21 protein-coding genes are annotated in these 18,893 nt (G+C 64.6%); 11 read left to right on the forward strand and 10 right to left on the reverse strand.

Annotated features, from left to right (window positions below):
- Window positions 1-13 precede the first annotated feature (13 nt).
- From glyA to murI, 4 genes are all read right to left on the reverse strand, one after another.
- A complete protein-coding gene (glyA, locus tag ACRYLT_RS13130; protein WP_482664538.1) occupies window positions 14-1,330 on the reverse strand; it encodes a serine hydroxymethyltransferase in 1,317 nt (438 codons plus the stop codon).
- Window positions 1,327-1,785 (reverse strand): ribose 5-phosphate isomerase B, encoded by a 459-nt coding sequence (gene rpiB / locus ACRYLT_RS13135; RefSeq protein ID WP_482664539.1) that lies wholly within the window; start codon window positions 1,783-1,785, stop codon window positions 1,327-1,329. The genes glyA and rpiB overlap by 4 nt, the downstream gene beginning before the upstream one ends.
- Before the next feature lie 84 nt (window positions 1,786-1,869).
- A complete protein-coding gene (gene hemA / locus ACRYLT_RS13140) occupies window positions 1,870-3,084 on the reverse strand; it encodes a 5-aminolevulinate synthase (protein WP_482664540.1) in 1,215 nt (404 codons plus the stop codon).
- Between the two features lie 85 nt (window positions 3,085-3,169).
- Window positions 3,170-3,964: a glutamate racemase gene (gene murI / locus ACRYLT_RS13145; protein WP_482664541.1), complete on the reverse strand. Its 795-nt coding sequence runs from the start codon at window positions 3,962-3,964 to the stop codon at window positions 3,170-3,172.
- A gap of 127 nt (window positions 3,965-4,091) precedes the next feature.
- Here murI and plsY point away from each other — a divergent pair, with 127 nt between their 5' ends.
- The 8 genes from plsY to ACRYLT_RS13185 all read left to right on the forward strand — a co-directional run bounded on the left by plsY (window position 4,092) and on the right by ACRYLT_RS13185 (window position 10,780).
- Window positions 4,092-4,706, forward strand: a complete 615-nt coding sequence (gene plsY / locus ACRYLT_RS13150; protein WP_482664542.1) for a glycerol-3-phosphate 1-O-acyltransferase PlsY — start codon at window positions 4,092-4,094, stop codon at window positions 4,704-4,706.
- Window position 4,707: 1 nt separating this feature from the next.
- Complete coding sequence (dprA, locus tag ACRYLT_RS13155; RefSeq protein WP_482664543.1) at window positions 4,708-5,790, forward strand: DNA-processing protein DprA; 1,083 nt, start codon at window positions 4,708-4,710, stop codon at window positions 5,788-5,790.
- Window positions 5,787-6,437 (forward strand): hypothetical protein, encoded by a 651-nt coding sequence (locus ACRYLT_RS13160; RefSeq protein WP_482664544.1) that lies wholly within the window; start codon window positions 5,787-5,789, stop codon window positions 6,435-6,437. Before dprA ends, ACRYLT_RS13160 begins: the two co-directional genes overlap by 4 nt.
- 145 nt (window positions 6,438-6,582) lie before the next feature.
- On the forward strand, window positions 6,583-6,900 hold the full coding sequence (locus tag ACRYLT_RS13165) for a hypothetical protein (protein ID WP_482664545.1): 318 nt from the start codon (window positions 6,583-6,585) through the stop codon (window positions 6,898-6,900).
- Between the two features lie 92 nt (window positions 6,901-6,992).
- Window positions 6,993-7,166 carry a DUF465 domain-containing protein gene (locus ACRYLT_RS13170; protein ID WP_482664546.1) on the forward strand — a complete coding sequence of 58 codons (174 nt, stop codon included), beginning with the start codon at window positions 6,993-6,995 and terminating at the stop codon, window positions 7,164-7,166.
- Window positions 7,167-7,283: 117 nt separating this feature from the next.
- Window positions 7,284-9,791, forward strand: coding sequence for a type I DNA topoisomerase (gene topA / locus ACRYLT_RS13175; protein WP_482664547.1), 2,508 nt, complete (start codon window positions 7,284-7,286; stop codon window positions 9,789-9,791).
- Window positions 9,788-10,270: an FKBP-type peptidyl-prolyl cis-trans isomerase gene (locus tag ACRYLT_RS13180; protein WP_482664548.1), complete on the forward strand. Its 483-nt coding sequence runs from the start codon at window positions 9,788-9,790 to the stop codon at window positions 10,268-10,270. The genes topA and ACRYLT_RS13180 overlap by 4 nt, the downstream gene beginning before the upstream one ends.
- A 75-nt stretch (window positions 10,271-10,345) precedes the next feature.
- Window positions 10,346-10,780: a hypothetical protein gene (locus ACRYLT_RS13185; RefSeq protein WP_482664549.1), complete on the forward strand. Its 435-nt coding sequence runs from the start codon at window positions 10,346-10,348 to the stop codon at window positions 10,778-10,780.
- Here ACRYLT_RS13185 and ACRYLT_RS13190 read toward each other — a convergent pair.
- The 6 genes from ACRYLT_RS13190 to ACRYLT_RS13215 are packed head-to-tail and all read right to left on the reverse strand — an operon-like array spanning window position 10,760 to window position 15,838.
- Window positions 10,760-11,530, reverse strand: a complete 771-nt coding sequence (locus ACRYLT_RS13190; RefSeq protein WP_482664550.1) for a HesA/MoeB/ThiF family protein — start codon at window positions 11,528-11,530, stop codon at window positions 10,760-10,762. The genes ACRYLT_RS13185 and ACRYLT_RS13190 overlap by 21 nt on opposite strands.
- The gene (dut, locus tag ACRYLT_RS13195) at window positions 11,527-11,964 is read right to left on the reverse strand and encodes a dUTP diphosphatase (RefSeq protein ID WP_482664551.1); all 438 of its coding nucleotides are present in this window, start codon (window positions 11,962-11,964) and stop codon (window positions 11,527-11,529) included. The genes ACRYLT_RS13190 and dut overlap by 4 nt, the downstream gene beginning before the upstream one ends.
- Entirely contained in the window at window positions 11,930-12,391 is a 462-nt protein-coding gene (locus ACRYLT_RS13200) for a DoxX family protein (RefSeq protein WP_482664552.1), read from the reverse strand. The genes dut and ACRYLT_RS13200 overlap by 35 nt, the downstream gene beginning before the upstream one ends.
- 3 nt (window positions 12,392-12,394) lie before the next feature.
- Window positions 12,395-13,576 carry a bifunctional phosphopantothenoylcysteine decarboxylase/phosphopantothenate--cysteine ligase CoaBC gene (coaBC, locus tag ACRYLT_RS13205; protein WP_482664553.1) on the reverse strand — a complete coding sequence of 394 codons (1,182 nt, stop codon included), beginning with the start codon at window positions 13,574-13,576 and terminating at the stop codon, window positions 12,395-12,397.
- A gap of 4 nt (window positions 13,577-13,580) precedes the next feature.
- Window positions 13,581-15,113, reverse strand: a complete 1,533-nt coding sequence (gene ubiB, locus ACRYLT_RS13210) for a 2-polyprenylphenol 6-hydroxylase (RefSeq protein ID WP_482664554.1) — start codon at window positions 15,111-15,113, stop codon at window positions 13,581-13,583.
- Window positions 15,110-15,838, reverse strand: coding sequence for a class I SAM-dependent methyltransferase (locus ACRYLT_RS13215; protein ID WP_482664555.1), 729 nt, complete (start codon window positions 15,836-15,838; stop codon window positions 15,110-15,112). Before ACRYLT_RS13215 ends, ubiB begins: the two co-directional genes overlap by 4 nt.
- 58 nt (window positions 15,839-15,896) lie before the next feature.
- On the opposite strand from ACRYLT_RS13215, the gene mutM reads away from it, so the two are divergent.
- The 3 genes from mutM to dnaA all read left to right on the forward strand — a co-directional run bounded on the left by mutM (window position 15,897) and on the right by dnaA (window position 18,889).
- The gene (gene mutM / locus ACRYLT_RS13220; protein ID WP_482664556.1) at window positions 15,897-16,712 is read left to right on the forward strand and encodes a bifunctional DNA-formamidopyrimidine glycosylase/DNA-(apurinic or apyrimidinic site) lyase; all 816 of its coding nucleotides are present in this window, start codon (window positions 15,897-15,899) and stop codon (window positions 16,710-16,712) included.
- A gap of 95 nt (window positions 16,713-16,807) precedes the next feature.
- Window positions 16,808-17,071, forward strand: coding sequence for a 30S ribosomal protein S20 (gene rpsT / locus ACRYLT_RS13225; protein ID WP_482664557.1), 264 nt, complete (start codon window positions 16,808-16,810; stop codon window positions 17,069-17,071).
- Window positions 17,072-17,524: 453 nt separating this feature from the next.
- The gene (dnaA, locus tag ACRYLT_RS13230; protein WP_482664558.1) at window positions 17,525-18,889 is read left to right on the forward strand and encodes a chromosomal replication initiator protein DnaA; all 1,365 of its coding nucleotides are present in this window, start codon (window positions 17,525-17,527) and stop codon (window positions 18,887-18,889) included.
- The last annotated feature ends 4 nt before the right edge of the window (window positions 18,890-18,893 follow it).

The raw sequence follows: 18,893 nt of genomic DNA on the forward strand, positions 1-18,893 counted from the left end.
GGGGACCCTGGACTCAGAGGTCCTGATAGATCGGGAAACGCGCGCACAGCTCGCGGACGCGTTCCCTCACCGCGGCTTCGACACCACCATTGCCCTCATGTCCATTCGCTCTCAGCCCGTCGAGGACGTCCGCGATCATGTCGGCGATGTCGCGGAACTCGGCGGTTCCGAAGCCGCGAGTCGTTCCGGCAGGGGATCCGACCCGGATTCCGCTGGTCTTCACCGGCGGCAGCGGATCGAAGGGTACGCCATTCTTGTTGCAGGTGATGGCCGAACGCTCCAGCGCTTCGTCGGCATCCTTGCCGGTGATTCCGAGCGGCCGAAGGTCAACCAGCGCGAGATGGGTGTCGGTGCCCCCGGCGACGAGATCGGCACCGCGCACCTTCAGTCGAGTGGCCAGCGCCTTGGCATTGTCGATGACGGCGCGGGCATAAGCCTTGAACTCGGGCTGGAGGGCTTCGCCGAAGGCCACGGCCTTGGCGGCAATGACGTGCATCAGCGGGCCGCCCTGGAGACCCGGGAATACTGCCGAGTTGATCTTCTTAGCGATCTCCTCGTCGTCGGTCAGAACCATGCCGCCGCGAGGTCCGCGCAACGTCTTGTGAGTGGTCGTCGTGACGACATGGGCGTGGCCGAAGGGGGACGGGTGCTCACCCGCTGCGACCAGGCCGGCGAAATGGGCCATGTCGACCATGAAGATCGCCCCGACCTCGTCGGCTATGGCACGGAATCGAGCGAAATCGATGTGGCGCGGATAAGCCGAACCGCCGGCGATGATCAGCCTCGGCCTGTGCTCCTTGGCCAGGCGCTCGACCTGATCGAAGTCGATCAGATGATCGTCGGGACGAACGCCATATTGAACGGCGTTGAACCATTTGCCGGACATTGCCGGCCTGGCGCCATGGGTGAGGTGGCCGCCGGCGTCGAGGGAAAGGCCGAGGATGGTGTCGCCCGGCCTGGTCAGCGCCAGCATGACCGCGCCATTGGCCTGGGCGCCGCTGTGCGGCTGAACGTTGGCGAAGCCGCACCCGAACAGCGCTTTCGCCCGTTCGATGGCGAGAGTCTCGACCGAGTCCGATGGCGCGCAGCCCTGATAGTAGCGCCGGCCCGGATAGCCTTCGGCATATTTGTTGGTGAGGACGGATCCCTGCGCCTCGAGCACCGCCCGCGAAACGATATTTTCCGAGGCGATCAGCTCAATCTGGTTCTGTTGCCGGTCGAGCTCGGCGGCGATGGCCTCGGCGACGGCGCCGTCGGCCTGGCCCAGCCGATCGCTGAAGAAACCCGCTGACTTGATCTCGGGGAAATCGATTGCGGCTTGGCTGCTCATGCGGGTTCCTTGGCAAAGGGCGGATTGGAAAGCTTGTCGACCCGGCCCTGGTGGCGCCCGCCGCCGAACGGAGTCGAAAGGAACGTCTCGACGCAGGCTTTCGCCATTTTCGCGCCGACGAGCCGAGCGCCCATGGCGATGACGTTGGCATCATTATGTTCGCGGGCAAGCCGCGCCGAGAGCGGCTCGGCAACCAGGGCGCAACGGCAGGCGGGGTGACGATTGACCGAAATGGAAATGCCGATACCGGAGCCGCACAGCGCGATTCCGCGCTCGGCACGCCCGCCGGCGATGGCCTCGGCGATCTTGTAGCCGTAGTCGGGATAATCGACGCTGTCGACGCCGCCCGGACCCAGGTCCAGCACCTCGTGGCCAGCGGCCTCGAGATGAGCGACCAGCATGGCCTTCATCTCGACCGCGGCATGATCGGAAGCAATGACGATCCGCTCGCCCACCTGATTCTCCGGCTGTTTGTGAGACCCGTCCCTAGGGTATGCCAGCCGGATTCGCCACCATCGATCGCGCTCGAATGCGCGATTTCAAGCGGCCAGCTTCATCTCCAGCCGATCCCAGATCTCGACCAGGGCGTCGGCCAGTTCGCGCATCATCTCTTCGCTGTGCGCCGGGCCCGGCGTGAAGCGAAGCCGCTCCGTGCCGCGCGGAACCGTCGGATAGTTTATCGGCTGGACGTACATGCCATATTCGGCAAGCAGGATGTCGCTGATCCGCTTGGCCTTGACCGGGTCGCCGACGAGAAGCGGAACGATATGCGTGGTCGAAGGCATGACCGGAAGCCGGGCATCGGCGAAAATGTTCTTTAGCCTGGCCGCGGCGGACTGCTGGCCCTCGCGCTCGACCGCAGACCGCTTGAGATGCTTCACGCTTGCCAGCGCGCCGGCGACGAGCACCGGCGAAAGCGAGGTGGTGAAGATGAAGCCGGGAGCGTAGCTGCGGACCACATCGACGACGTTCCGGTCGGCCGCGATATATCCGCCCATGACACCGAAGGCCTTGCCGAGCGTGCCTTCGATGATGGTGAGCCGGTTCGCGACGCCATCGCGCTCGGAAATGCCGCCGCCGCGGGCACCATACATGCCGACGGCATGGACCTCGTCGAGATAGGTGAGGGCGCCATATTTGTCGGCAAGGTCGCAAATCTCGGCGATCGGCGCGACGTCGCCGTCCATGGAATAGACGCTTTCGAACGCGATCAGCTTGGGCGCATCGGCAGGCGCTTCGGCGAGCAGCTCCTCGAGATGAGCCAGGTCGTTGTGCCGGAACACGCGCTTCTCGCAGCCGGAATTCCGGATGCCGGCAATCATCGAGGCGTGGTTGAGTGCGTCGGAAAAGACGATGCAGCCCGGGAGCAGCTTGGCCACCGTCGAAAGCGTCGCCTCGTTGGAAATGTAGCCGGAGGTGAAGAGCAAAGCCGCTTCCTTGCCGTGCAGGTCGGCCAGTTCGGCTTCGAGCTCGACATGGTAATGGGTGTTGCCGCCGATGTTGCGGGTTCCGCCCGACCCGGCACCCACGTCGTGAAGCGCCTGCTCCATGGCGCCGACCACATCGGGATGCTGGCCCATGCAGAGATAATCATTCGAGCACCAGACCGTGATCGGCTTCGGGCCATTATGGCCGGCGAAGCAGCGCGCGTTCGGAAAGGCGCCCTTGTTGCGGAGGATATCGATGAAGACGCGATACCGGCCCTCGGCGTGCAACCGCTCGATCGCCTCCGCAAAGATGCGCTGATAGTCCAATGCTCTTCCCCGTTGCTCGCGCGGTTATTAGCGGATTTGTCCACTCGAAGGCCAGTGCGAACGGCTCGCAATAAGGCCGACGGAGTCAAAGCCTCTCGATGCGGGTCAGTCCGAAGGCCGCGAGGCCGGGCCGGTAAGGCTCGAAGTCGGTGCGCCCGGTAAAGACCGCGACATGCTCTGGCACTTTGTCGGGCCAGATCACGTCCCGGCAGAGCCAGGCCGTTCGGCGGGCAATGCCTTCCTTGCCATCGACGAAGTTCAACGGGCGCTCGGCCGCGGCTTCAAGCTCATCCTGCACCAGCGGAAAGTGCGTGCAGGCGAGCACGACCGTGTCGACCCGCTCGCCGCCCGGTTCGGCGAGGAGAGCGGCGAGAATGGTGCGGAAGCTCCCCAGCGGCGGCGGTTCGCCACGAAGTTTTCTCTCCGCCAGGTCCACCAGTTCGGCCGATCCGTGCCTGACGACGGTGCAGTCCGAAGCGAATTCCTTCGCCAATCGATCGACATAGGGCTGAACAATCGTTGCCGGAGTGCCGAGAACCCCGATCGCTCGAGTACGGGAAATCGCCGCCGCCGGCTTGATGGCAGGAACCGTCCCGACGACGGGCAGGTCGAGGGCAGAGCGAACCACGTCGAGCGCGATCGTCGAGGCGGTGTTGCAGGCGATGACGATCAGTTCCGGATCGTAACGCTCGGCCAGGCGGCCAAGCAGGGCCGGGACTCGCGCTTCGATTTCGGCCGCGCTCTTGGTCCCGTAGGGATAGCCGGCGCTGTCAGCCGCATAGAGGATTGGCGCCGTCGGAATCTGATTGCGGATCGCCCTCAGGACGGACAGGCCGCCGACTCCGGAGTCGAAGATGAGAAGAGGACGAGTGTTCGTCATGAGCGGCCTTTAGTGATGGCGGGACCCGTTGCAAATCTGCTTGCGGGCCTGGCGAAGCATCAGGATCGCTGACGAGGATTGCGCGGCCTTTCGCCTTTGCTTACCCAGTTATCACCAAGGGGCCCGCGTGATTACCTTCGACATCCTTTTCGAACCGATCGCCACGATCCTGATCGGCTACCTGCTCGGATCGGTCCCGTTCGGCCTGATTCTGACCCGGCTCGCGGGCCTCGGCGACGTCCGCAACATCGGCTCCGGCAACATCGGCGCGACCAACGTGCTCCGAACCGGTCGCAAAGGTCTGGCTGCGGCCACGCTGGTGCTCGACGCCGCCAAGGGCGCCGGCGCAGTTCTGCTCGTGGAGGCGCTTTGGCCGGCCTTTTCGCAGCTCCCCGCCCTTGCCGCTCTAGCCGCCTTCCTCGGCCACCTCTTCCCAATCTGGCTCGGCTTCCGCGGCGGGAAGGGGGTGGCGACCTTGATCGGAGTCGTCGCCGCCTTGCTTTGGCCGGCCGCCCTGATCATCGCCGCGACCTGGATCCTGATGCTGGTTATCACCCGCTACTCCTCGGTCGGCGGCATGTCGGCGGCAATCGCCGCCCCGATCGCAGCCTTTCTCCTGGGGAGGGCGGATCTTTCTCTCCTCTTCGCCGGGTTCGCCCTTCTGGTTCTGTGGAAGCATCGGGCCAACATCTCCCGGCTGTTCAAGGGGACCGAACCCAAGGTCGGTCGGGTCAAGGACTGAGATGGCGCCGTCGCCCGATCTTGTCGCGCGACTCCGTCTCATCCGTTCGGAAAATATCGGCCCGATCACCTACGCCCATCTGCTGGCCCGGTTCGGCTCGGCCGAAGCGGCGATCGAGGCAATTCCCGAACTCGCTGCCCGCGGCGGCGGTCGAACGCCTCGCCTGGCCACCGTCGCCGAGGTCGAACGGGAGATCGAGCAGGTCGGTCGTCTTGGAGCACGCTACCTCTTCCTCGGACATGAAGGCTATCCGTCGCTGCTGGCCCAGCTGGAAGGTGCGCCGCCCGTCCTGATCGCCAAGGGCGATATCGCTTTGCTCGAAAGGCCGTCGATCGCGATGGTCGGCGCCCGCAACGCATCGGCCGCCGCGTGCCGCTTTGCCCGGCAGCTGGCGCGGGGCCTCGGCAATGCGGGAAGCGTGATCGTTTCCGGTCTCGCCCGCGGGATCGACACGGCGGCCCATGACGGGGCGCTGGAGACCGGCACGATTGCCGTCATCGCCGGCGGGATCGACATCTTCTATCCACCCGAGAATGAGGGAAGGCAGCGCGCCATTGGCGAGAAAGGCCTGCTGATCGCCGAACAGCCTCCGGGTACGGAACCGCGGGCGCGTCACTTCCCCTATCGCAACCGGATCATCGCCGGACTTGCGCAGGGAACCGTCGTCGTGGAGGCAGCACCAAGGTCCGGGTCGCTGATCACGGCTCGGCACGCGGCGGACTATGGTCGGGAGGTGATGGCTGTTCCAGGCTCACCGCTCGACCCACGCGCCCAGGGGTGCAACCAGTTGATCCGAGACGGCGCCACTCTCATCCAGACAGCCGAGGATGTGTTGGAAGCGCTTCAGCCTTTCAGCCTGGTCCATGAGCCGGAGAAGGGTTGGGAGTCGGCCGCTCCGTACGGTGCGGCTGACGAGTCGGAGCGCCGCAAGCTGGCCGCGTTGCTCAACGCCACGCCGGTCCCGGTAGACGAACTCGTGCGGCAATCCGGCCTTGCTGCGGCAACGGTTCAGACGGTGCTCCTCGAGCTCGAACTGGCCGGCCGGCTCGAGCGACACGCGGGCGGAAAGGTGAGTTCGCCATGACTGAGCTTGGAGTCGGCGAAATTTTGGGGCGGACCTTCCTCCTCGTTCGGGAAAGCGGATCGCGGGTCGTTCCGGCGATCGCGCTTCTCACCGGGTTGGCGGTTGTCGTGGATTCCGGCCTGCTGTCGGAGCTCAGCGCATCGGGGCTGAACCTGTTCCTGTCCGTCTTCACCGTCTTTGTTCAATATTGGTTGACGAGATCCCTGCTGGACGACCTGGCGATGATCTCCGGCGGCGCCAACGGTTTCCTCTCCTTCTTCGGCCTGGGTATCGTCAGTGCGCTCGGAATCGCGCTGGGACTGATCGCCCTGATCGTTCCCGGGATCGTCCTCTTCGTTCGCTGGTCCGTCGCCGGGCCGATGCTGGTGGCTGAAGAAGGAGGCGTTTTCGACGCCCTCAGCCGAAGCTGGTCGTCCACGCGGGGGCGGTTCTGGCCGATCTTTGTCGCCTTCCTGTCGATCTATGGGTGCAGCCTGGGCCTTGCCGGAGCCGCCTATGCGCTGGAGCTAGTTCTGGATTCGTCCCTGCCGAGCCTGGTCCTGGCCAACCTCTTCCTCCACGTCGGGCTTCTGCTCGGCTGGTATGGCTCGGTTGCGGTTTACGCTTTGCTGGGTCGCCCTGCCGAGCTTTCCGAAGTGTTCGCGTGAGTTCCGGGCGATTTCCGACCCTCAACTCGTCGCATAATCGACCGCGGCGCATTGTTACGGGGCCGCGCGGATCCTAACTCGATGGGAGCGAACCAGGAGCGAGAGCGTGTCCGAGCACGGGGAAGCAGGTAGAAGGCAGCGGCCGGTGACGGTCCTCAGCCTCCTGTTCGGCCTCCTGCTCGGTTTCGCCGGCGGTACCGGAGTCCCGCTCCAGGCCGAAGCCGGCGCCGCTCAACTCACGCTTGGCGAGAGCCTCCGGAGAAACGCCGGTCTTCGCACCGCCCGATCCGGCGACGAGCGACCGGATCCCGCCGCTTCGAACGGCTTGCTGCCGCCGCCGATTGGCATCGTCACCGAGATCGTCGCTACCCGCCCGTCGGCCGAAGGCGCCACCCGGCTTTCCCTCGCCGCTCCGACCGATCGGCTTATTCACTACCGGGCAAGGGCGCCTCCAGCCGCCTGAAACCGCCGCCTCGCGGCACTCAACCATCTACTGAAACCGGGTGCTGCCGGAAGCCAAGAGCTTCGGCCGACCCTTGATGCTGGAGATTTTCCATGTCTGCCCAGACCTTTCGTCTTACCCAGATTCATCGCAGCCTCGACGAGGCGATTCGCCGCGAGCTTCGGGCGAGAGTGCCCAACAGCCTTCGGCTGCTGAGACTGAAAAAGATGAAGCTTTCGGTGAAGGACCGGCTGACCGCGCTCCTGCGACGGGAACTGGCTGCCTGAGATCGGCTGGCCGGCGTCGTTTACCGGCGCCGGCCGAACCGACCTCGTTGATCGGCTTGACGACGCCGGGCAGCGCTCACCACCCTATGCGCGTACGCGTAGGGATATGAGAACCGAATGAAGCTCGTCGTCGTCGAATCGCCCGCCAAGGCGAAAACCATCGAAAAATATCTGGGGCCCGGTCATCGGGTGCTCGCCTCCTACGGCCATGTTCGCGATCTGCCGCCAAAGGACGGATCGGTGGACCCTGACAATGGCTTCGCCATGGAATGGGAAGCCTATGCCGACAAGACTCGGCAGCTGAAGGCCATCACCGACGAAGCGAAGAAGGCCGACACTCTGATCCTCGCCACCGACCCCGATCGCGAGGGCGAGGCGATCAGCTGGCACGTTCAGGAAGTCCTGCAGAAGCGACGAGCCCTTCCGAAGGCCGTCGAACGGGTGACCTTCAACGCAATTACCAAGTCGGCGGTAACGGAAGCCATGCAGCGGCCGCGGTCGCTCGACGAGGATCTGATCGACGCCTACCGAGCGCGTCGCGCGCTCGACTATCTCGTCGGCTTCACGCTCTCGCCGGTGCTCTGGCGCAAGCTGCCCGGAGCCAAGTCGGCCGGCCGGGTTCAGTCGGTCGCGCTCAGGCTGATCGTCGACCGCGAGCGCGAGATCGAGCTGTTTCGGCCCCAGGAATATTGGAGCGTCACCGCCACTCTGGAATCGGACGGTACCGAGTTCCTCGCGCGCCTGGTTCGCTACAATGGCAACAAGATCGATCGGCTCACCATCGGCGATCGGGACACGGCCGAAGCTGCAAAGAAGGCCGTGGAAAGCGGCCGCTTCACCGTCGCTTCGGTGGAAACCAAGCCGCTCACGCGCAATCCGCCGCCGCCCTTCACGACGTCCACCCTGCAGCAGGAGGCGGCTCGGAAGCTCGGTCTTTCCGCCAGTCGGACGATGCGACTTGCCCAGGACCTCTACGAGGACGGTGCAATCACCTACATGCGCACCGACGGTGTCCAGATGGCGCCGGAGGCTATCTCAGCGGCGCGCAAGGCCGTTGCCGATCGCTACGACGCGGCATATGTGCCCGACCGCCCCCGGCATTACGAAACCAAGGCCAAGAACGCCCAGGAAGCGCACGAGGCCATCCGCCCAACCGAATTTTCCCGAGACCGCGCCGGCACGGGCGACCATGCGCGCCTGTACGAGCTGATCTGGAAGCGGGCGCTCGCGAGCCAGATGGCGTCCGCCCGGCTCGAGCGAACGACGGTCGAACTCGGCGACGGAACCGGTCAGAACGCGCTCCGAGCCACCGGCCAGGTCGTGCTCTTCCCGGGTTTTCTGGCGCTTTATGAGGAAGGCAGGGACGACGAGCAGGACGAGGAAAGCCGTCGCCTGCCGCGCCTTCGCGAGGGCGATTCCCCAGCCAAGAAGGGAGTCCAGGCCGAACAGCATTTCACTCAGCCGCCGCCCCGCTATTCGGAAGCGAGTCTGGTCAAGAAGATGGAAGAACTCGGCATCGGTCGTCCTTCCACCTATGCCTCGATCATCCAGACGCTGAAGGACCGCGAATATGTACGGACCGAGAAGAACCGGCTGATCCCCGAAGAAAGCGGACGGCTGGTCACCGCATTTCTCGAGCGGTTCTTCGAGCGCTACGTTTCCTACGACTTTACGGCGCATCTCGAAGACGAGCTGGACGACATTTCAGGCGGTCGGCTCGACTGGCAGCGCGTGCTCGAGGCGTTCTGGCGCGATTTCAAGCCGAAGACGGCGGAAGTCATGGAGCAGAAGCCGTCGGAGATTACCGCCGCGATCGACGAATTTCTCGCGCCCTGGCTCTTTCCGGACAAGGGCGATGGCAGTGATCCGCGCCTTTGTCCCGCCTGCGGCGAGGGTCGGCTGGCGCTGCGCGGCGGCCGGTTTGGCGCCTTTGTCGCCTGCTCCAACTATCCCGAGTGCAGATATACCCGCCGGTTCGGTCAGGCCGGGGAGGCGGCAGAGGATGGTGGACCGCAAGTGCTTGGACAGGATCCGGAATCCGGACAGGAAGTCAGCCTCCGCTCCGGCCGCTTCGGCGCCTATGTCCAGCTCGGCGACGGCAAGGAGGCGAAGCGGTCATCGCTCCCGAAGGACGTACCGCAGGAGTCGCTCGACCTCGCTCTTGCGCTGAAGCTGTTGTCGTTGCCGCGCACCGTCGGCACTCACCCCGAGACTGGCGAGCCGATTACCGCCAGCATCGGTCGCTACGGGCCCTATCTCGCCCATTCCGGCAAATATGCGAAGCTTGGCTCGACGGCGGAGGTCTTCGAGGTCGGAATGAATGCCGCCGTTGCCAAGCTGGCCGATGCCGCGGCGGGTGGCGGCCGGGCGCGGGGATCGAGAGAGCCGCTCAAGCTGCTCGGCAAGCATCCGCGCACCGAGGCCGAAATCAAGCTGATGGAGGGGCGATTCGGCCCCTATGTCACCGACGGCACGACGAATGCCACGCTCCCCAAGACGGTGGCTCCCGAAGCTCTCACTCTTGAAGAAGCCGCTCAGCTGATCGACGATCGCGCTGCCAAGGGACCGGCAAAGAAGGGGAGGGGCCGCAAGGCCCCGGCGAAGAAATCCAAGGGGAAGAAATGATGAAGTCGATGTTCCTTGGCCTTGCCTCGCTAGGCTTCGCGTTCGCGGGCGGAACGGCGCTGGCTCAGACGGCCGGCGATCCGCCCAATTCCGATTATCACTTCCGCTATCTCAACGGACTCGATCCGGCGGAAGGCTGGAGGCGGACACCGAGCGGCCTCAGATACAGAAAGATCAGCGGCACGGCGAACGGACCTCGGCCGACCGCGGAAGACACGGTGACAATTCATTATGTCGGCCGATTCATCGACGGCACCGAGTTCGACAGTTCCGTGAGCCGTGGCGAGCCGGCAACCTTTCCGTTGGCTCGACTGATCCGCGGCTGGCAGGAAGGCGTTCCGTTGATGGCCGTGGGCGATCGCTACGAATTCGCCATTCCCTATACGCTGGCCTATGGCGCCGCCGGCCGCGACCCCATTCCCGGAGGCGCGACCCTGCTTTTCACGATCGACCTCATCGCGATTGCGCCTCGGGAATAGCCGGCCCGGCGAGTTGACCCGCCGTTAACCGTCGAAGCTGCACAGTGCTTTACCTCGCCGGATTAAGGACTTGGCATGCATACGGGAAAGCTCTCGATCAGCCGCGGTCACCAGCACGCCGAAACCGCTCCCACCGTTGCTCCTGCGTCCTATGCGCCGGCTTCGGTGGAATATGAATGCATTCACGACCGGCTGAGCGCACTCGAGCGCCTTACCCGCCTGTTCGAGCAAGGCGCGCTTTCGCCGGACGAGTTTGCGTCCGAAAAGGCCCTGATCCTTGGTCTTCCTGCCGATGAACTGGTGCTGCGGGGCCCGGCTCCGGTTTCCTTCATCCCCGCTTCGAAGCTCCCATTACCCGCTTCGGAGCGAGGGCCTTCCTTGCTCGGCCGGCTGCTCAACTGGAAAATGCTGCCGGTAGGGATTGCCGCCGGTCTGGCGCTCTCGCTGCTCAGCCAGCCGGGTGCAACAGTTCGCTTCTTCGACGAGGCCCTACGCCTGCTCGGCGCCTGAACCACAGGCGCGGCACGCCGGGTCCTTGGCGATCCGGATCGTTCGAAGCGCCGGTTTCAGACCATCGAAGATGTGGAGCTTGCCGGCCTGGTCGGGACCGAAGCCGACGATCTGCCGGATCGTTTCCATGGCGGCCCAGCTTCCGGCAATTCCGGCCGTGGCGCCAAGCACGCCGAGCTCCGAACAGCTGTCGCAATCCTCGGAATCGAAGGCGTCGCCGACGAAGCAGCGGTAGCAGGGCTTGTCGGCCTCCCAGCCCCGGAAGGTTCCGACCTGGATCTGGAACTGGCCGATCGCTGCCGATACGAGCGGGATTCGGGCGATCGTGCACCGGTCGGAGACGGCGAGACGAGTCGCGAAATTGTCGCTGCCGTCGAGCACCAGGTCGCTGTCGCGGAGATGTTCGCCGACATTATCGGGACTCAGTCGCGCGTTGATGCCCTCGTAGACCGGATCAGGGTTCCTTCGCCGAACCGGCGCGGCCGCGGCGGCGGCCTTGAGGATCCCGACATCGTCGAGACCGAACAAGATCTGGCGCTGGAGATTGTCGAGCGAAACGGTGTCGTCGTCGATCACCCTGAGCCGCCCGACACCCGCGGCCGCCAGATAGAGCAAGGCCGGGGAGCCCACGCCTCCAGCGCCGATCACCGTCACGGTCGAGTCGAGCAGCTTGCGTTGACCCTGGCCGCCAATCTCCTTCAGGACGATGTGGCGGGCGTAGCGGTCGAGCTGGGAGTCGCTGAGAGTCACCGTCCGGTCGAACCGAAGCCGCCTTCGCCACGCGCTGTTTCGTCGAGATCGCCGACCTCGGCGAACTTCGCCCGAAGCACCGGCGCGGGTACGAGCTGCGCAATCCGTTCCCCCCGGACGATCTCGAAAGGCTCGGAACCAAGATTGGCCAGGATGACCTTTACTTCGCCGCGATAGTCGCTGTCGATCGTCCCCGGGGTGTTGAGGCAGGTGATGCCATGCTTGAGCGCGAGCCCGGAACGCGGGCGAACCTGAACCTCGAAGCCATGAGGGATGGCGATGGCGAAGCCGGTGGCAACCGCGCGCCGCTCGCCGGGCGCGAGAGTCAGGCTTTCGGCGGCGACGACGTCCAGCCCGGCGGCATGTTCGGAAGCGTAAGCGGGAAGGGGAAGCCCTTCGCTATGCGGCAGCCGCTTCAGCTTGATGTCGATCATCTCTACTCCTGCGGGCGATCACTCCGTCGAGCGCGTAGCGGCCGGCGCCGTGGGTCGCAAACAGGATTCCGAGGAAGACGAGGATCAACGCCGGCCACCAGCCGGAAAAGTCCTGCGACCAGTGAACCATCCACACCGCGACCAGAAAGACGAAGCTGGTGACAAGCCCGGCCCAGCGGGTGAACAGGCCGAAAATGAAGGCCATCCCGCAGAGAAACTGAGCCCAGACGCAGAGCGGCGCCATCAGTGAAGGAAGGATGAAGCCGAACTGTTCGAGGAACGCTTCGAACTCCGCCATCCGAGCTGTGCTCAAGACATTGTCGTGGCTCTGATAGACCAGAAAGGCGCCGGTGACGCAGCGCAGAAGCAACAGTGCCAAGTCGCCGAAGCGGGCGAACGAGGGAAGCAGAAGCCATTCGGTCCGCATTCACTACTCCAGTGCCGCGGCAATCCTCTTCGCGAGACGCTCGGCGACCTCCGCCTTGCTCATCCGCTCCCAGTTCTCGACCCCGCTGCCGGTGACAAGGTGGATCTTGTTGGATTCCCCACCCATCACGTCGCCCGAAACGTCGTTCGCGACGATCCAGTCGCAGCCCTTGCGCTCGAGCTTGGCCCTGGCGTGATCAAGCACCTTTTCGGTTTCCGCCGCAAAGCCGATCAGCAGCTTCGGCCGGTTCGGCGACGAGGCCGTTTCGGCAAGTATGTCGGGATTTTCGACGAAGCTTAGCCGAGGCGGCGCACCATCGCCTTTCTTGATCTTCTGCGGCGAATATTCACTGCGCCAGTCGGACACTGCAGCGACCATGACGGCGGCGTCGGCCGGCAGAGCGCGGTTCACCGCTTGCTGCATCTCCCGGGCGGTCTCCACCTGGACGCGTTGGACCCCGCCGGGCGTGTCCAGAGCCACCGGGCCGGATATCAGCGTCACCCGAGCGCCGAGGTCGGCAAGGGCTTGAGCGACCGCAAAGCCCTGCTTGCCCGAGGAGCGGTTGGCGATGACTCGTACCGGATCGATCGGTTCATGAGTCGGACCGGCCGTGACGACCACATGGCGCCCGGCGAGCGGACCGGGGCCGCGTTGCTCGAGCTCGAGCCAGTCGAGAATGGCTTCGGGTTCGGGAAGTCGGCCGGGGCCGAACTCGCCGCACGCCATTTCCCCTTCGTCCGGCTCAAGGATCCGGACGCCGTCGGAGCGCAACCGGGCGACATTGCGCTGGGTCGCCGGGTGCAGCCACATCCTGACATTCATTGCCGGTGCGGCGAAAACCGGCTTGTCTGTGGCGAGCAGCAGAGTCGTGGCGAGATCGTCGGCAATGCCGGCCGCCATTCTGGCCAGAAGGTCCGCCGTGGCCGGACAGACGAGCACCAGGTCGGCTTCGCGCGACAGCTGGATATGGCCCATCTCGACCTCGTCCTTGAGGTCCCAAAGGCTGGTGTGGACCGGCTGTTCCGAAAGGGCCGCCAAGGTCATCGGAGTCACGAACTGAGCCCCGCCGTCGGTCAGGACGCAGCGAACGCTCGCTCCGGACTTCCGGGTGAGCCGGACGAGTTCGCAGGCCTTGTAGGCCGCAATTCCGCCGCCGACGATCAGAAGGACCCGCTTGCCCCGCATCTTCCTAAAGTAGGAACCACAAAGCGGCGGCGCCAGCCGCCGCCGAGACGAGCGCCGTCAGAAGATGGGAGCCGTAGCGGTGCGGCCGAACGACGGCGATCTGCGGCAGTGGCGGTCCGGGCGGAGCCGCGTCCGGAGGCGGATAATAATAGTCGATCCGTCTGATGAGATCGGGAAGCTTCCGAAGGAGACGGACATTTTTCACGATTTCATCCGCAATGCGGGCTTCGGGTCCAAGCTCCCCGCGCACCCATTCGCGAAGGAAGGGCTCGGCCGTTTCCCACATGTTGATGTCGGGATCGAGCGTAGTCGCGACGCCTTCTTCCATCACCATCGTCTTCTGGAGGAGAAGCAGGTGCGGCTGAGTCGGCATGTCGAAATCGCGGGTGATCTTGAACAGGCTGTCGAGCATCTGAGCGACGGAGATGTCCTTGACCGGAAGGCCCCGGATCGGCTCGCCCGCCGCTCGAAGCGCTGTGGCGAATTCCTCGATATTGTGGTGCGGCGGCACATATTGTGCTTCGAAATGTATTTCCGCGACCCGGCGATAATTGCCGGTGATCAGCCCATAGAGGATTTCCGCCAGCCAGATCCGCGCCTGCCGGTCGATCCGGCCCATGATCCCGAAGTCGATCGCTGCCAGCCGTCCGTCCGGAAGAGCGAAGAGATTGCCCTGGTGGAGATCGGCGTGAAAGAACCCGTCGACGACGGCCTGGCGGAGGAAGGCGCGGACCAGGGTCGCCGCGAGCGCCTTCAGGTCGTGACCGGCGGCGACCAGCGCTTCGCGATCGGTGAGCTTGATCCCGTCGATCCATTCGAGTGTCATCACCCGGCGCGACGTCCGGGTCCAGTCGATCTGCGGAACGAAAAAGCCGCTTTCGGCCTCGAGGTTCTGGCGAAGCTCGGAAGCGGAGGCGGCTTCGTGGCGAAGATCGAGCTCTCGGTTCGTCCACTGCCGGAAGGTCGCGACGACGGCTCTCGGCCTCAGTCTCGCCGCTTCGCCACCCATGCCCTCTACCTGGGCTGCCGCCCATTCGTAGGTATCGAGCGCCTTGGCGAAATCTTCCTCGATGTTCGGCCGAAGCACTTTCACGGCGACCAGCCGGCCCTCGGTGGTGACGGCCCGGTGCACCTGGGCGATCGAGGCGGCGCCGACCGGTTCGGGATCGATGTGAGAAAAGAGCTGATCGATCGGCCGTTCCAGTCCCTGCTCGATCGCGGCTCTGATCCGATCGAAGGGGGCGGGCGGAAGTCTGTCCTGCAACAGGGTGAGGTCGCGAGCCGCTTCCTCACCGACAAGGTCGGGGCGAGTCGCGAGCGCCTGTCCGAACTTGATCGCCGCCGGTCCGATCTCCTGGAAGGCTTTGGCGTAGGTCGGAACCGCGGGAATGCGAGCCCCGAACCGGGCGATTCGGGCCAGCCGCCGAACCGGCGCGGGAGTGTTCACGTCGCGCTCGATCCCGCGCAGGGCGCCGTGGCGCGCAAGCACCCGGCCCCACTTCAGGAGTCGCCAGATATGGACCGCGGACTGGGTCAAATCTTCCAGCCGCTATGGATGGCGACGAGGCCGCCGAGGATCGGATCGGCCTTCACATTCCGGAATCCGGCCCGCTCGATCATTCCGGCAAATGTGCGCATGTCGGGAAATCGTTCGATCGATTCGATCAGGTAGCGATAGCTGTCGGAATCGCGGGCGACGACTCGTCCGATCCGGGGCACCAGGAAACGGCTGTAGCTCTGATAGAGTTCGCGAAAGCCTGGCCAGCGTGTCTGGGAGAATTCGAGGCAGAAGAAACGCCCCCCTGTCTTCAGCACTCGTTTCGCTTCGCGCAGGGCGGCTTCGATGTCGGTGACGTTCCGAATGCCGAAGGCGATCGTGTAGGCGTCGAAGCTGCCGTCCGCGAAAGTCAGCCTTTCGGCATTCTCCTCAGCCCAAATCAGCCCATCGATTCCGCGCCGTTCCGCGCGGTCGATGCCGACGTTCAGCATGTCGGGATTGATGTCGGCGACCGTGACTTGAGCGCCCCGACCGGCCAGGCGGAAGGCGACGTCGCCGGTGCCGCCTGCCATGTCGAGAATCTGCTCGCCCGAACGCGGCGCGACTCGACGGACGAACATGTCCTTCCAGAGTCGGTGCTGTCCGCCCGACATGAGGTCGTTCATCAGATCGTAGCTGGAGGCGACGTTCGAAAAGACGCCACGCACCCGGCGAGTCTTCTCCGCCGGTTCCACATCCTCATGGCCGAAAGAAACCTTGTCCATCGCGCGCGGCTCTAGCAGGGGAGGGGGCAAATGTGCACGTTCCTTCTCCGGCCTTTCCATGCCTGAACTTCCCGAGGTCGAAACCACGATCCGGGGACTGGTTCCCGTGCTGGAAGGACGCCGGATCGCGTCCTTCGAGTTGCGTCGGGCGGACCTCAGGCGCCCCTTTCCGCCTGACCTTCGCCAGCGAATGACGGGAGCCCTGGTCGCCGGCCTGTCGCGGCGAGCCAAATATGGCCTGATCGCGACCGACCGGGGCGACACCCTTGTCTTTCACCTGGGCATGTCGGGATCGTGGCGGCTGGATCCCACCGCGATCGGGATCCATGACCATGTCGTCATCGAGACGGGTGAAGGAAGGCGAGTCGCCCTCAACGATCCGCGGCGGTTCGGCTCGCTCGACCTGATTCGATCCGATCGTCTGGAGGAAAGCGAGCCTTTCGTTCGAATGGGGCCGGAACCTCTGAGCGACGACTTCGACTCGGCCCATCTCGAGCGTGTGCTTGCTGGCCGCGCCGCACCGATCAAGGCGTTGCTTCTCGACCAGCGCATCGTCGCCGGGCTCGGCAACATCTATGTCTGCGACGCGCTCAACCTTGCCGGCATCGCGCCGGGGCGGGCCGGAGGGCGGATTTCCCGGTCCCGGCTCGAACGGCTGGTGGAAGCGATCAAGGCGGTGCTCGTCCAGGCCATCGAAGCGGGCGGTTCGTCGCTGCGCAACTATGTCCAACCCAACGGTGAGCTTGGCTATTTCTCGTCACAATGGCGGGTCTACGGACGGGAGGGTAAAGCTTGCCCCGGCTGCGGATCGGCCGTCCGCAGGCGCGTCGACGGGGGGCGATCCACCTTCTTCTGCGCGAAATGCCAGCGCTGATCCTTGACCTTGCGTCCGCTCATGCGTAGATGGCGCCGCTGAGCGGGTGCGGTGAAGGCCGCGCCCTTTTCATTTCATCGTTACGAGGCAACCAGATGGCGAACACGCCGCAAGCAAGAAAGCGCATCCGTCGCAACGACCGTCGTCGGGTCATCAACCATGCGCGGATCAGCCGCATCCGCACCTACGTCAAGCAGGTCGAGGCCGCACTCGCCGCCGGAGACAAGGATCAGGCGCGCGAGGCGCTGAAGCGGGTGCAGCCGGAGCTTGCGCGCGGCGTTGCCAAGGGGGTCCTCCACAAGAACATGGCGGCCCGCAAGCTGTCGCGTCTGACGCGGCGCCTCGTCGCCCTCGGCTAAGTCTTTTCCAGGCTTCGGAAGCGAGCCCGTCGGCGTTTCGCCGGCGGGCTTTTTCGTTGTTGCGGAGGCGAATTCCAAAACCCAAGGATTTCCGGCGATTCGCGCGCTTCCAGACAGCAACAACCGATGTAAGTACTTGTGATCTAAGGACTAAATAGCCAAGGGCCCGAACTTCCGAGCTTTTTTGAGTGTCAATAGTCTTTAATTTTTGTGACTCTTTTTTTCCGCTTGATCGGACTCCGATCCGCTTCCTAAAACAAGCTTTCCGGCTGGGCGAATCTCCCGGTCGGACGCAAACGCAACATGGCTTTGGATGGCGGCCCGCCGGGGTGACTGGCCGCATGGGGAAGCTTTGCGCTCGTGAAAGGTCGCATCCGCGGCCGAAGCAGAGGGGGGACGTGCGTGGTTCAGAGCCCGGCCAGAAAGCCATTGCCGCAACCGGAGGTAGGAGAATTGGACGCGATCGTTACAGCCTGGGAGTCGATCCGGGCTGCCCTGCGTCGCGACTGCGGCGCCCGCACCTTCGATGGTTGGCTGCGTCCGATCGCGCTTGGGGGCTTCGACCCCGCCACTGGTATCCTGCGACTCGAACTTCCCTCCCAGTTCATGGCAGACTGGGTCCAGACGCATTTTTCCGAGCGGCTGGCTTTGGCGTGGCGGCAGCGCCTTCCGGAAGTGCGTCAGATCCGAATCGGTGTCGGTCCGGCCGCGCCCCGGACCGCGGCGGTGGTCGAGATCCCGGCGTCCAGCGAGAAATCCGAGGCTTCGGCGGTGAAGCAGGTGGCTGGCCTATATTCGGTCGCGCTCGAGCCGCGTTACCGGTTCGAGAATTTCGTCGTCGGAAAAGCGAATGAAGTGGCGTTCAACGCCGCTCGGACCCTCGCCACGGCGGATCAGGTCGCGTTCAATCCGCTCTTCCTCCACGGCGGCACCGGACGCGGCAAGACCCACCTGCTTCATGCCCTCGGGCACGAATTCCACCGCCTTCGGCCGAGGGCGAAGATCATCTACATGTCGGCCGAGAAGTTCATGGTCGAGTTTGTCGCGGCGCTGCGCGCCAACGAGACGATCCAGTTCAAGCAGCAGCTTCGTTCGGCCGACCTGCTGATGATCGACGACGTCCAGTTCATCGCGGGCAAGGAGTCCACGCAGGAAGAATTCTTCCACACGATGAACGAGATCATCTCGGCCGGCCGCCGCCTGGCGATCAGCTCCGATCGGGCGCCGCAGGACCTTGACGGAATCGAGCCGCGGATCCTTTCGCGGCTCAGCTGGGGCCTCGTCGCCGACATCAACGCTGCCGATCTCGAACTCCGGCTCAGCATCATTCAGAAGAAGCTCGAGCAGCTCCCGGACGTCTCCATCCCTGACGATGTCGTGATGTTCCTGGCCAAGCGGATCAATTCCAACGTTCGCGAGCTGGAGGGAGCGCTCAACCGGATCGCCGCTTATGCGACGATGCAGAACCGCCCGATCGATCTCGACTTCGTGGGAGAAGTGCTCGCCAACATCTTGCGGGCAAACCAGCGGCGGATCTCGATCGACGAAATCCAGACCCGCGTTTCGGACCATTACCGGATCCGCAAGGCGGAGATGACCAGCGCGCGCCGCGCGCGCGAAGTTGCCCGGCCGAGGCAGGTGGCCATGTACCTGTCCAAGCAGCTGACGCCGCGTTCGCTTCCCGAGATCGGCCGTCGCTTCGGCGGACGCGACCACACCACGGTCATCCATGCCGTCCGTCAGATCGAGAAATTGCGCGCTCAGGATGCCGAGCTCGACGCGGACATCCGGCTGCTGACTCGACAGCTCGAGAGCTGATCCG

Source organism: Sphingosinicella sp. SM1-17, assembly GCF_056821765.1.